Source organism: Natrinema longum, assembly GCF_017352095.1.
Lineage (GTDB): Archaea > Halobacteriota > Halobacteria > Halobacteriales > Natrialbaceae > Natrinema > Natrinema longum.
In genome coordinates, this window is sequence record NZ_CP071463.1 from 2,165,692 (window position 1) to 2,178,795 (window position 13,104).

Annotated in this window: 14 protein-coding genes; 4 read left to right on the forward strand and 10 right to left on the reverse strand. The window is 65.4% G+C overall.

Annotated elements, in window-relative coordinates; genetic code table 11:
* Positions 1-60: 60 nt before the first annotated feature.
* Positions 61-1,161, reverse strand: a complete 1,101-nt coding sequence (locus J0X27_RS10645) for a saccharopine dehydrogenase family protein (protein ID WP_207269178.1) — start codon at positions 1,159-1,161, stop codon at positions 61-63.
* Between the two features lie 144 nt (positions 1,162-1,305).
* Between J0X27_RS10645 and J0X27_RS10650 the strand changes: the two genes are divergently transcribed.
* A complete protein-coding gene (locus tag J0X27_RS10650; RefSeq protein WP_207269179.1) occupies positions 1,306-1,767 on the forward strand; it encodes a Rieske (2Fe-2S) protein in 462 nt (153 codons plus the stop codon).
* Positions 1,768-1,853: 86 nt separating this feature from the next.
* On the opposite strand, the gene J0X27_RS10655 is transcribed toward J0X27_RS10650, so the two are convergent.
* The gene (locus J0X27_RS10655; protein WP_207269180.1) at positions 1,854-2,222 is read right to left on the reverse strand and encodes a DUF7344 domain-containing protein; all 369 of its coding nucleotides are present in this window, start codon (positions 2,220-2,222) and stop codon (positions 1,854-1,856) included.
* A 192-nt stretch (positions 2,223-2,414) separates the two neighbouring features.
* Complete coding sequence (locus J0X27_RS10660) at positions 2,415-2,705, reverse strand: transcriptional regulator (protein WP_207269181.1); 291 nt, start codon at positions 2,703-2,705, stop codon at positions 2,415-2,417.
* 205 nt (positions 2,706-2,910) lie between these two features.
* Between J0X27_RS10660 and J0X27_RS10665 the strand changes: the two genes are divergently transcribed.
* The 3 genes from J0X27_RS10665 to J0X27_RS18095 all read left to right on the forward strand — a co-directional run bounded on the left by J0X27_RS10665 (position 2,911) and on the right by J0X27_RS18095 (position 5,279).
* Positions 2,911-3,882, forward strand: coding sequence for a nucleotidyltransferase family protein (locus J0X27_RS10665; protein WP_207269182.1), 972 nt, complete (start codon positions 2,911-2,913; stop codon positions 3,880-3,882).
* A 136-nt stretch (positions 3,883-4,018) separates the two neighbouring features.
* Entirely contained in the window at positions 4,019-4,765 is a 747-nt protein-coding gene (locus J0X27_RS10670) for a hypothetical protein (RefSeq protein WP_207269183.1), read from the forward strand.
* Between the two features lie 382 nt (positions 4,766-5,147).
* Positions 5,148-5,279 carry a hypothetical protein gene (locus J0X27_RS18095; RefSeq protein WP_277410056.1) on the forward strand — a complete coding sequence of 44 codons (132 nt, stop codon included), beginning with the start codon at positions 5,148-5,150 and terminating at the stop codon, positions 5,277-5,279.
* Between the two features lie 307 nt (positions 5,280-5,586).
* On the opposite strand, the gene J0X27_RS10675 is transcribed toward J0X27_RS18095, so the two are convergent.
* From J0X27_RS10675 to J0X27_RS10705, 7 genes are all read right to left on the reverse strand, one after another.
* Positions 5,587-6,213: an OsmC family protein gene (locus J0X27_RS10675; RefSeq protein WP_207269184.1), complete on the reverse strand. Its 627-nt coding sequence runs from the start codon at positions 6,211-6,213 to the stop codon at positions 5,587-5,589.
* A gap of 236 nt (positions 6,214-6,449) precedes the next feature.
* Positions 6,450-7,262, reverse strand: coding sequence for a helix-turn-helix transcriptional regulator (locus J0X27_RS10680; RefSeq protein WP_207269185.1), 813 nt, complete (start codon positions 7,260-7,262; stop codon positions 6,450-6,452).
* Between the two features lie 410 nt (positions 7,263-7,672).
* The gene (locus J0X27_RS10685) at positions 7,673-8,401 is read right to left on the reverse strand and encodes a diphthine--ammonia ligase (protein WP_207269186.1); all 729 of its coding nucleotides are present in this window, start codon (positions 8,399-8,401) and stop codon (positions 7,673-7,675) included.
* A 48-nt stretch (positions 8,402-8,449) separates the two neighbouring features.
* Complete coding sequence (locus J0X27_RS10690) at positions 8,450-9,661, reverse strand: DUF373 family protein (RefSeq protein WP_224214596.1); 1,212 nt, start codon at positions 9,659-9,661, stop codon at positions 8,450-8,452.
* Positions 9,662-9,773: 112 nt separating this feature from the next.
* Positions 9,774-10,769 (reverse strand): signal peptide peptidase SppA, encoded by a 996-nt coding sequence (sppA, locus tag J0X27_RS10695; protein ID WP_207269187.1) that lies wholly within the window; start codon positions 10,767-10,769, stop codon positions 9,774-9,776.
* Positions 10,770-10,922: 153 nt separating this feature from the next.
* On the reverse strand, positions 10,923-12,281 hold the full coding sequence (locus tag J0X27_RS10700) for a carboxylate--amine ligase (RefSeq protein ID WP_207269188.1): 1,359 nt from the start codon (positions 12,279-12,281) through the stop codon (positions 10,923-10,925).
* Between the two features lie 291 nt (positions 12,282-12,572).
* Complete coding sequence (locus J0X27_RS10705; protein WP_207269189.1) at positions 12,573-12,998, reverse strand: DUF5791 family protein; 426 nt, start codon at positions 12,996-12,998, stop codon at positions 12,573-12,575.
* Between the last annotated feature and the right edge of the window lie 106 nt (positions 12,999-13,104).

The following is a 13,104-nucleotide window of genomic DNA, read 5'->3' on the forward strand; positions in this document are numbered from 1 at the left end:
ACGGACCAACCGTGGGCGTTTACGCTCGCGGTCGGGTTCTTCCGAGCGCGGCGACCTCGCTCAGTGCTCGGGTTCGACGGGCGGTCGATCGGCGGCATCCGGAGTGGTCACGAGTTCCCGCTCCGTCCCCCGCAACTCGAGGGCGAACTCGGGTCCGAAGGCCGACGCCGGCGTCTGGAACCCGGCCAGGCCTCGATCTCCGGCCTCGAGAACCCGCTCGGCGGCCGTCACCGCTGACTCGGCCGTGAGCGCGTAGGGGTTCGGCGTTCTGAGTCGGGCACAGGCCCGCCTGCCGGTGTCTTCGTCGACGACTTCGCCCCAGACGACGGCGCTCCCGGTCGCCAACTGCCGTCCGTCCGGTCCGTCGAGGCGTGCGTCGACCACTCGTTTCAACAGCCCTTTGACGGGCCGGCGTTCGAGGAGCCACTCGAGCGAATCGACGGCCGAAAGGGCACTGGTCGCCCACGAGGGTGTGGCAACGTAGACTTCGATCGACTCGATACCGGTCGTGTGGGACGCGGTGACGACGTCGCCCCACGGGATCGTGACGGCGTGTTCGGGACCGTCGCCGAAGTCGACTTCGCGGGTTCGGAACGCGGTCGGAACCTGGACAAGCCGGCCGTTCCGCCGGACGACCCCGCCGGTGCCGAGTTGTTCGACGAGCGTGCGGGCCGTCCCCCGAGAGAGGTCGCTGCTGCCCTTGATTCCGAGTGCCAGTCGATCCGCGTCGGGAAGTTGCTCGTGGAGAAACCCCGCCAGACAGTCCGACGGAACGACGTCGAAGCCGACGCCGGGCAGGAGCGGGACCCCCGACTCGCGGGCCGCGCCGTCGCGCTGGCGAAGGGACTCGAAGACGGAGAACTCGCCCGTGATGTCCAGATACCCCGTGTTCGCCTCGAGACAGGCCTCGACCAGCGGCCCGGCCGTGTCGACGAACGGCCCGGCACAGTTCAACACGGCGTCGAAGGGGCGGAGCTGATCGTCGAGACCGGGAGCCGCGAGGTCGAACGTCCGCCCTTCGACGCCGAGTTCGTCGGCCTGACGGGCGACCGCGCGACCGTCACGTCCGGCGATGGCGGGCGAGCCACCGCGCGCGACGGCCTCGCGTGCGATCAGTCGGCCCGTATAGCCGTAGGCACCGTAGATGAGAAGGGAGTCCATAGGCAGTGTTGGGTGGAGATGGAGTTAAAACTCCGTCGGACGGGTACCCGTTCGGTGTCTCGACGGCCATCTCCCCCGCAACGGACCGTCTTCGTTTGTCCCGTTCCGTAACGTTCAGGACGACCGACTCGCAAGCCGAAGCCAATGGAAACAGGACGGATCGCGGCGCTTTCGGCCATCCCCGAGGATTCGACGTTTCTCTTCCGTGTCGCCGACGAGTCCGGCGAGGAACGGGAAGCGATTCTCGTCGCACCCGAACCGGCGACGACGGACGGCGGCGAACCGAATCGCGCGGAGACGGACGGCGATGCCGTCGCCTGCTGGCTGAACTACTGCCAGCATCTCACACACATCAAACTCGACAAAGGCTCCGGTGCACCGATGCGAGACGGCGAACTCGTCTGTGCGAACCACGGTGCGTACTTCGAGGCCGATTCCGGCCACTGTACGTTCGGCCCCTGCGAGGGTGCCTACCTCACCGATCTCGAGACCACCGTCGTCGACGGCGACGTCTACTTGACCGACGAGGAGTACGAGTTCCGCGGTACTGGCCCGCTCGAGAGCGACGATGTCGATCGGACGTCGACCTCGAACGTCGAGTTCTAGCCTCCGCCGACGCCGCTAGTGGCGGTCCACGCCGGCACTGGGGGTCGATCACATCACCGACCCTGCAGTCGACGGGTAGAACGGTACTAGATCCCGTCGGGTGCCACCAGATCCCGCTCCTGATCGTACTCGAGTAGACCGGCATCGACCAGTCGCGGGAGGTGGTCGTGATACAGGGAGAGATAGACCTCCTGGACCCGTTCTGCCGAAATGTTCGTCACGTTGTGGCCGGTTTCGCGAACGGCGACTTCCTCCGCTGCGTCCGGCAGCGTCAGTTCCTCGCCGTAGGTTCGCATCACAGTGAGCAACAACCTGCGGCGCTGATCGGCGAGAAGCGCGAACGCAGCGTCGAACGACTCGTCCGACGGGCCGGCCCAGTCGTGGTCGTCGAGCCAGTCGAGGGTCGTCCGCACGGACTCGACGCAGTCACGCTCCGAGTGGGATTTGGAAGTCATATGTTCCGTCGTTCTCGAGTCGAACGGACAGGACGGAGAACGGAGCCGACAGCTACCGTCGATCGGACGCGGCTGCCGTTCGCTCGAGGGTTCGTATCGGGTTCTCACTTGCGCCATAAATATGAGTGTCGAATCCGATCCGTCATCGGTAGTTAGCAACGACAATCATCCCGGCTCGATTGTCAGGTTCCGTCACTCGATCGTGAGGGTCGGCTCGTCGATCGACTCGCTTTTGCAGTCGGGACACCGCGAGGGGAGATTCAGCAGGTCGTCGTAGTCGTCGAACCCACAGTCCCGACAGGTCGGCGGCGCGACGAGAAGTTGCTCGTCCGTCCCCTCGACCGAACGGGAGACGTGCTCGGCGTGGCGGACTATCGAGTGGGGCGTGAGATCGAGCTGCGTCGCGAGTTCGCTCGGGGTTGCCGGCTCGGCACGCAAGGCGTCGGCGAGTTTCTGTCGCGTCGTTTCGTCGGCCTCTCGCATACGTTGGTTCATGGGTGCGCCGTATTTATACTGCCGGCTATCGGTCAGTCGATGGATGCCGGACCGAGTGTGGCGATCACGCGACCAGGAACGCAGCGAGCGTCCGTTTTTCGCTCCGCCTGGGCCGTTGGCCGGTCGATCGGGCGACGGGTTCGGATCCAGTGAAAGGGCAAGTAACTTACCTTCCCCAAGTGAAGTCCGGCCCATGAAGGCCGTCGTCCTCGCAGGCGGGTACGCGACCCGAATGTGGCCGATTACCAAACATCGGCCCAAGATGTTCCTCCCGATCGGCGAGTCGACCGTCGTCGATCGCATCTTCGCGGAACTCGAGGCTGACGATCGGATCGAGGAGGTCTACGTCAGCACCAACGAGCGGTTCGCTCCCGATTTCGAGGCCCACCTCGCCGACAGCGAGTTCGAGAAACCCCAACTCTCGGTCGAGGAGACGACCGAGGAAGACGACAAGTTCGGCGTCGTCGGCGCGCTCGCACAACTGATCGACCGAGAGAACGTCGACGACGATCTCCTGATCATCGCCGGCGACAACCTGATCAGCTTCGACGTCGCCGACTTCCTCGACGAGTTTCGGGAACGAGACGCACCCACGCTCGCCGCCTACGACGTCGGCTCCCGCGAGAAGGCCAAATCCTACGGGCTCGTCGACCTCGAGGGCGACCGCGTCGTCGACTTCCAGGAGAAGCCCGCCGACCCCAAGAGCACGCTCGTCTCGATCGCCTGCTATGCGTTCCCACGGACCTCGCTCGATCTCCTGGAGACCTACCTCGAGGACGGGAACAACCCCGACGAGCCCGGCTGGTTCGTCCAGTGGCTCCAGAACCGCGAACCCACCTACGCCTACACCTTCGAGGGGGCGTGGTTCGACATCGGAACCCCCAAGAGCTACCTCGATGCCGTCGCCTGGCACCTCGACGGCGACTCGCTCGTCGCCGACTCCGCGACGCTGGAAGACACCACTATCGGCGAGAACGTCCACGTCATGGACGACGTGACCCTCGAGGGAACGACGCTCGAGCAGACGATCATCTTCCCGAATGCGACGGTTCGAGACGGCGACATCCGCCGCTCGATCATCGACGAGGGGACCTATCTCGAGGAACTCGATCTCGCGGGGGCGCTCATCGGCGCGCACACGACCATCACGAACGGGACGGAGTAGCGCTCTCCTCTTCGGCGATTCCGACCCTATTGCCGATCCGTTTGCTGGAACCCCGCGGGCACGCGGCCGGCGGCCGACGCCCCGAACCGGTCGGTACAGCTATCAATCCCCAGTATGATAGGTGTGGACAACGCGTATGAGTCCCGACACGGCAGCGGAGTCGCTCCTCGAGCCGTATGCGGACGGCACGCCATACGAGGAACTCGCGGCGGAGTTCCGCGAGTACCGGCGCTGGACCGGCGACGATCCCCCGTTGCTCCTCGCGGAGGCCGCCGCCTCGACGACCGGCCAGGGGTTCGTCGACGGCATCGCACCCACCGTCGCCCGGTTTCACGAGTCGTTCGTCGCGAGCGACCGCGTCGACTCCTTCGGGGACCTCGCCGCGCTCGATCCCGAGGACGACGAACTCGTGGCCGCCTTCGGTGCCCAGCGCAAACGACACGTCCTCTGTGAGGCCGCGTGCGTCCTCGCAGAGCGACCGGAGGCCGACGATCTCGACGCACTGCTCGAGTGGGCGAGCAGGGCCGATCACTACCGGTACGAGGCAGACCCCATCGGCTCGATCGCCGGTGTCGGCCCCTCGACGTTCCAGTACCTGCGCCAGCTCGCGGGCGTCGAGACGATCAGACCCGCCCCACCGGTCGTCGCACTGATCGACCGCATCGACGCCGAACTCGAGTCCTCGCCCCTCGAAACGACGACGGCTCTGTGGACGATCGCGTCCGGCGAGTGGCTGGCGATGACGTCGTCGTACTCGCCACTCGAGATCGACCGGCTCGCGTGGTGGACGGAGACCGACGACGACGAGCGCGAGGCCGTCGCCGACATCCACGCGCGGTCGATCGACGCAGTAGCCGCCCGGTCGTCGAACTCAGGCGGGTAGCTCCCGGACGAACGGGTCTCGGTCGGTCTCGATCGTGCGGGGCTCCTCACTGGACGGACCCATAGCGATTGGCCCGTCACACGAAACGCCCCGACCGGCTCCTCGAGTCTCGGTTCCGTACTGCGCGGGCCACCGGAGCACTCGATACGAATGGGCCAGTGAACGGATGAGAACGTAGTCGCTCTATTTCGCTTCGTTCGGCCGATCCTCTACACGACACAGTTGTAGTACTTGTCGAACGTGGAAATCCTTCTCCGATGGATCATCGTTCTGTAACGCTTCCTCTAAGTGTGCTCTGCTTTCAGCACTTAGCTCCCCCATTTCGTTCTGCGGTATCCGCAGCAAGGGATTTAAAATATTTGATGTCTTTAGCACATATGTTATGGTGATTGCTGATAACGTCACGACGGCGCGATTCGCCTCTTCAGTGGGATTCGGGTCGCTATTCGACGAGGACGGCGAACAGATGACCGGCGTTCCTGACGGCGAGCGAACCGCCGACCGGCTCGAGTGAGCGACGCATTTGGGTCTCGTACCAGCCAAACCGATTCGCACACCGATCGCATAGCTGTCGGGCGCTCGAGTATGGAGTGACTTTCAGCGGTTACTATCGGTCGTCCGATACGGACCGCTGGCAGGCAGTGCTGGCGACCCCACAGACGGGTCGTGGAGTCGCCGGTAAATCGGGACGGCAAACCGGTCGATTCTACCGTCTCCAACTCGCCCGGCCCGTCTCGGAGTGGAACGCCGTCTCGACGGGCCCTGCGACATCCCCGTCCATCGACTCGCCCTCACGTTCGAGTCGATCCGTATCGAGGGATTCACTCGTCGGTGGTCACCGGGTAGTCGTCGCCCGCCACCTCGGCGGGCGTGTTGATGGTCAGATCGACGTCCTGGGCGAGGGAGACGAGCGCGTAGACGGGTGCCCGCCGCGCCCATTCGTCGATCAGATCCCGATCGAGACCCTCGCCGTCGATCTCGACCTCGGCGGTGAGGTTCTCGAAAACCGAGTCAGCCGCCTTGAGTTCCTCGAGACTGAAGAGAACCGCTGGATCGAAATCGGTCCCGACGCGCGTCTCGAGGTGGTCGATGTCCACGCCGCTGGCGGCGGCGTTGATGCTGATGCCGACGTTGATACAGGCGGCGAGCGCCGACAGCGCCACTTCTATCGGTTCCATCCGGTCGGTCGCGCCGATCCACCCACCGGCGTCCAACACTTCCTTCCAGCCCCCGTAGGGAATCGTGTATTCGCGCGTTTCGCGAGTGATCGTCTCGCCACCGAGGTCGTAGCTGTCGATCTTCGCCAGGCTGTGTGCGGCCGTCCCCTCGTAGGTCGCGGACGCACGGAGCCCGAGCTGGACCGCTTCGGGATTCTCGGCGGCGTGTTCGGCGAACCCCTCGAGCGTTTCGAGGTCGGTGCCGTGTGCGGTCTGCTGGGTATCTGTCATGTGAGGTGCCTCCCTGCCAGCGACGCTACGCTGGCGAAGATACTGTAGTTACTTCGTGGCAGACCGCCGGGAGCTGCTGTCGTGGCAGTCACTGCAACCGTCGCATTCCCCGCGACTCGAGGACGGTCGGGACCGACCGTCTCCCCGCCGACCCCGGTACGACCCCCTCGAACGAGCCGAGGACACAGCGGCCTCCGCATCAGTCACGTCTAGCAACGAACCTTGTCGTCTCTATTCTACTGAGGGTCGACCGGCTGTGCCTCTGCTGTGTACGTTTCGAACACCGACTGCGCCCACTCGCGGACAGCCGCCGCGTCGGTGTCGATCAATGCCTGAACCGTCCCGCTGTCCCGTTCGTAACAGCTGATGGCGACGCGCTCGTCGAGGACGCTGATCCCGTGTGATGGAAGGTCGTCGTGTTCTAACACCGTGAAATTGTCCCGTTGCATCATCTCTCCACTGCGCTCCGGGTACGTCGAAAGGAAATACGTGTGGCTGTGTGGTCTGCCCACCAGAACGACGTCCACTCCCGCATCGACCTGGTGCCAAAGCACGTCGAAGCAGGGCTCCATCAGGGCAATTTCGGGACGAACGAATCGAAGTTCGTCCGTCCCCTCGAGCAGTGACTCGAATCGGTTCACCGGGCGGTAGGGCGCATCGGGGTCGGCGACTGTGACGGTCATGGCCGCCCACGTCTCGAGGGGGTACTCGCTGACCACGTCGGGGAGCCAGTGCCAGACGTCACGCAATTTCCGCTCCGTTTCCACCCGTTCGATCAGGTCCACCATCCCCGACGCGATCACTTCACCCAGCGGTGTTGCCGTATACTGGTAGCTGTCTTTGCGGATCCAGATGCGGTCTTCGAACTCGTCTAACGTCCGCCGTATCGTGGAGGACGACACACCGGTCAACTCGCAGAGTTCGGAGCGACTTCGAGGGCGCTCCGTCAGTGCGACGAGCGCCGGAACGCGATGGTGGGACCGGGCGAGATACGCGATGTCGTCGATTGGTGACCCTGGTGCTTGGTATGGTATGGTGCCACTTGCCATATTTGGAGTACGTGAACAAGTGTGAAAACGATTCGTCTTTCTCGTGCGACGAGCAATCGTGGATCAGCCGTATCATCTGCACTCTATTGGTCTTGAGGCTTCAACACGGCGTTCAGAGGTGAGACGCGACGGTTTGAGCACCTCCAAAGACGGCGCGGACCTGCTGTGCTGTCACCTCTCTCAGCCGAGTCGCGCGTCGGAGATCCGCACCCGACTACGGATCCCCTCTCACTCGAGTTCGGACTCGAGGGCGATCCGCCGATCCATGTGTGGACCGTCCACCACGAACGTCTCGGAACCACCTTTTTCCGCTCGGGTTCGGTCACTTCGTTCCCTCACCCATCGCGCAAAAATCTGGACCAAAAAATCCCGCTCGTTCGCCGCGCCCTCGCTCACTCGCGGTACGCCACCTACGCTTCGAGGTGCGCGTCCGTGATCCGCACTCGTCCCCGCGTCCCCTCCCATTCGGGTTCGGACTCGAGGGCGATCCGCCGATCCATGTGTGGACCATCCACCACGAACGTCTCGAACTCGCCACCCTCTCCCAGGATGTGGACGCCGTACTTCTCGTGGAGCGTCTCGAGTTCCGCGATCGCTTCTCGATCGAGGGTTCGACCGAGCCAGGATTCGTCCAGGCCGTGAGCGGCGACCTGTATGATCTCGATCTCGAAGCCGGCCTCGAGCATCGCGTCGGCCAGTTCCGCGGGGTCTTCCTGCCAGAGCGGAGCGAAGAGATCACAGCCCAGCCGGTCACACATCCCCTGGATGCGGCTCGTCTGGTACTCGCTCTCGACGGCTCCCGCGGTGACGCCCGCGATGCCCCCCAGGAGGTCGCGATCGAGGGCCTCGAGGGCGACCTCGAGGGGCTCGAGTTCGTCGTCGCCCTGCACGCTCGAGTCGGTGGCCGTGTCGGCCGCGAAGTCGTCGGGTTCGACGTCGACCAGTTCGATGCCGATGCTTTCGGCCGCCAGCGCGGCCAGCTCGGTCGCGGGGACGTGATACATGTACGAGTCGCCTGCGGGATGGACAGTGACCAGTCGCTCGACTGGCAGCCCCTGCTCGAGGGCCTGATACAGCGCCCACGACGAGTCCTTGCCGCCCGAAAAGAGGCTCACCCACGCGCCGTCTGCATCGCTCATGGTCGGAGGTCGCGGAGGAGGGGTAAATGGGTACCGAGTCGGGCGAGCTTACCGGGTCCGCTCTTCGGAGGCGTCGGGGTTCGTGTCGGCCCCGCCGTCGGTGAGCTCCGGGTCCGATCCGCCGTCGGTCCGATCGGCAGCGTCGCTCGAGCCGCTGACGGCGGCGGCGACCCGTGCCCCGACGAGGCTGATGACGATCGCGCTGACGACGAACAGCGCGAGTCGTTCGCCGGTTCCCATCACGAACCGCTCGTTCGAGAAGATGAGGAACTCGTTGGCCGGGACGACGAACTGACCGATGACGTCCTGTTGCTCGAGGAAGTACGCGGAGAACCCACGGACGACCAGACTGACGGCGACGACGATGAACGGGAGGTTGAGGAACGAGCTTCGGATCGGGTCGTCGCGGATCGCCTCGTCGAGCAGGCGGCCGGCGCTGGCGGTCAGTGCGGCCATCGCCAACCATGGGATGCTGTCGTACGCGAACTGCATCGCCGGAATCACGACGCCGGGGGTCTCGCCGAGAGTCGAGACGCCCAGCGCGCCCACGAACAGGCCGACGAACGTGAGTCCGGCCGCGACTACGTAGGTCACGACCGATACCTGTCCGGAGTACAGCGATTCTCGCGTCTGGCGGGCGAGCCTGGTCAGGAGTTCGTCGACGTTGAACCCCTTGTAAAGAAGGAACAGGCCGATGACCGTCGTGATCGCGGCGGCCCCTTCGGCGGGTCCGACGGTCGTCGCGAGTAGGGGGAAGACCAGCAACGTCAGTCCGATCGGAATCAACACCGTCTGGCGGAGCTCCTCGTCCGCGAGGAACTGCTTGAGGAGGTAGTACGTCGACTCGATATCGCGAGCCTGGCGGACCACGACCCGATCGACGGAGTCGACGCGAACGCGGCTCTCGACGATCGGAATCAGCCGCTCGTCCTCGGCGCTGTCGGTCACGACGACCGCCGAGTCCGGCTCGTGGTCGGCGATGAGGTCGTCGAGTTGCTCGGCGACGGCCCGATCGGCCGACACCATCGACTCGTGGTCGCCCGAGACGACCGCGACGACGACCTCCTCGTTTTCGTCGCGGAGGTTCTGGGCGACCCGCAGCGACTCGAGTAACGTGTTGACCCCGGAGTCTTCCGGATCCGCGAGGCCGACGTCGGTTACGAGCGCGCGGACTGCCTCCCAGCCGACGACCGGCGAACGGAGACCGGTCTTGCGGCCCACGTCGTCGGTCCGGTCGAGGCAGACGACCAGCGTTGTCACGGATAGGGATTGGACCCTCTGCAACGATAAAACCACGTACTCGGGAGGCGGAGCCACTCCGTTCGGGCGTCGCCTCGATCCAGTCCGACCGCCGGGCGGTGGCACCGATCCGCTACGTTCGAAGCCGAAACTCCCGGTCGCCGGCGACGCCAGCGATTCCGGCTCCGAAGGCGTACGCGACCCGTTGGGCACCGGTTCCGACGCGAGCCATCAGCGGCCGTTCGGGCTCGAACGCTTCGACGGTAACCTCGTCCGTGTCGAGTCGATCGGCGAGTTCGGCCTCGATCTCCCGGCGGGTACCGAGCTGATCGACCAGTCCCATGTCGGCGGCCTCCTCGCCGAGGTAGATCCGGGCCTCGGTGTCGCGGACGAACTCCGGCTCCAGATCGCGACCGTCGCTGACCCGTTCGACGAACGTCTCGTAATAGTCGTCGATCACTCCCTGCAGGTACTCGCGTTCCTCCTCCTCGAGTTCCTTCAACGGGGTGCCGGCGTCCTTGAACTCGCCGGCGGCGAAGCGCTCGTAGGAGAGGCCGACCTTCTCGGCGAGGTCGCTGGCGTTGACCCGGGAGCCGATGACGCCGATCGAGCCGACGATCGATCCCTCGCGGGCCCAGAGCTCGTCGCAGCCGCTGGCGATCCAGTAGCCACCGCTGGCACAGACGTCGGTCGCGTAGGCGACGGTCGGCCCGTCGAAGCGCTCGGCGGCCAGACGAATGTCGTCGCTGGGAACGACCTCGCCGCCGGGCGTGTTCAGCTTCACCAACAGCGCTCGCACGTTGTCGTCGTCGTTCGCGCGATCGATCTGTTCGACGACGTCGTCGGCCGGCGTCGACCCCGGACTCGTGGGCAGTCGGCCGCCGCCGCCGTCTCGGCTGATCGGCCCCTCGACGGCGACCTCCGCGACGTCGTAGGTCGGAAACAGCGAGTCCGCGATGTTGCTCGCGAACCGCACGCCAACGAGGGCGACGGCGATCGCGACCAGTACGCCGAACAGGTCCGTCAGCGTCTCCGGGTAGACGACGAAAAGGGCGATTGCGACCACCGCGGAGGCGAGCCCACCGAGGCCGACCGTCAGGAGTCGATCTATCCCGCCGCTACTGACCACGGACAGCACCTCGAGTCATATCGGAACCTGGGGGCGGTTCCGGTTAAGGGTTGACGTTCCGAGAGGAGTCACGGACGGTCGCTGCGATCCGAGTCGAGGTGTCCGCTCTTTTCGCTCGGAGACGGCTCTCTGATCACTGTGTCCCGGAGACGGTCACCGTGACTCGGATCGGGACCCACCGTCTGTCTGGGCCGACCGCGTCGGATCCCCCTCCGCAACCGGGTTCGTATCCGTCGGTTCCGCCCGGTCGTCGCTCTCGACGACGGTCCCGTCCTCGATCTCGATCTCGGTTTCGGTCGGGGAGTCCGAATCGGATTGGGTCTCGAGCCACGCTCGCACGAGGTTCACGCCGTCCTGGAAAAACGGCACCGGGTCGGCGGCGGACGCGTAATCGAATCGTGGGTGTCGAAGGAGCGACGTGGCGACCTCGCGGGCGGCGGTGCCCAGCGAGGGCCGGTCGACGAGCGGGTACTCCTCGGTCGCCACGCTGTGGAGATAGCTGAGTTCCCCCCGGAGGAGGTGGCCGCCCATGCCGACCGCGTACGTCGGGCCCGTTTCGATCCGTTCGCCCGTCGCGAGCTGCCAGTAGTAGTGGGGGAAATCCGCGCCCGCCCGGACGGAAAACGGCAGCGACGACCAGAATCGTGGGTTGATCTCCATCAGCTTGAACTCGCCGTCCGCGGGATCGCGCAGGAACTCGACCATCGCGAGGCCGTGCCACTCGAGTTCGCCTAGGAGCGCCCGCCCGGCGGTCTCGAGGGCGGGAACGTGGATCGACTCCCGGTAGGCGCTTGGCCCGCCACAGTACTTCCAGCCCCGGCGCTGGCAGTGCTGAAAGGTCGCGACCGGTTCGCCGTGGTCGTAGAGGGCGAAGAATCCGAACTCCCGTACGTCGGGGATCCGTTCCTGGACGAGCGGGGTGTGTCCCCGCCGGTCCCGCATTGCCTGTGGGTCCGGTCGCGTCCCCGGCTGCTGGTACTCCGTCGAGCCGATTTCGGCGTCGTCGAACTGCGAACCGAGATAGGCGGGAGCAGCCACGGTGTAGCGTGGTTTCACGATCGTTTCCCGGTCCCAGTCGTCCCACTGGTCGAGGAGGGCGGTCTCGGGAGCGCCGACGCCGGCCGCGCTGGCGGCCTCGAAGAGTTCGACTCGATCCTGGACCCGTCGGAGCGTCTCGAACTCCGGCCAGGGGGTCGCGATCTCGGCGTCGAAGGCCTCCTTTCGGTTCGCGAGAACGTAGACGTCTTCCTCCCGGACTGGGATGATCGTCCGAACGTCGGGTCGCTCTGCCAGCGAGAGCAACGCGTCGCCGTACGCGACGAGATCCGTTTCGGGGTCGGGGAGACTGACGAACTCGTCACGGTAGGTCGAGGCGGCTGCCGGAGTCGACCGTGACTCGGAGCCGACGATGGTTCGGACGCCACGCGGTCGAAGCGAGCGGAGACAGGCGACGGTACTCGGCGCGTCGATTCCAGGTACGACCACGCCAGCCTCGCCCCTGTGACGTTGCATGAACGACAACTGGGTATCGTCTCGCATTGTTATGGATCGGCTACGCGATGCGATCCCTCGGCGTTCGCCGGCCGTCCCCATCGCCGGCCGGACGTTTCGTACACGGCTCGTTATATCCGCTCGCGGTCCACCACCGGGAATCGTCGCCCGTCCACGCCCCCCGCAATCGGGGTTCGCATCGCGTACACCGCAGTAGGTGGCGATTACTGGCTCGCGGAGGATGGCTCCGGGCTGTTCAGATCGTCGCTCTCCGGTCGACGGCACCCGGACGGCCGACGCCGCGCTGGCGAGTCAGGGAGCCCCGTCCGCGATCACGTACTGGACGTGGACGAACTCCTCGAAGGACATGGGTGCTCGCCCTTCGATCTTCTGTTGGATCTCCTTGGCGTCCAGGTCGATCTCGAGGTAGCTCTCGACCGCATCCACGTCGAGAACGGCGGTCGACATCCCCAACAGCAGGTGCTCGAGCGCCATCGTGACGATCGTTTCCGAATCGGGTTCGCCCTCGCCCAGCGCCTGGAGCTGGGCCGCCTCGGTCACGGTCAGGTCGGGCGAGTCACCGGCGAGTAGTGCCTCGAGCGTGTCCCCCTCGAGATCGGTTTCGGCTGCGACAGTCTCGGGGCTGTGGCGGTCGACGATCGTTTCGAATTCGTCCTCGTACTCGGACCGGAGTTCGGCGGGCGAGTCGGGGACGGTCATCCGTTGTTCGTAGAACATACCCGAATGGAAGGGGATACGGCTGAAAGGTATTGTGACCGTCACCGACCGGTGACCGGATGCCGGCCATCGGACGATGGGCGTCCGTCGGATACCGGCTCGAGCT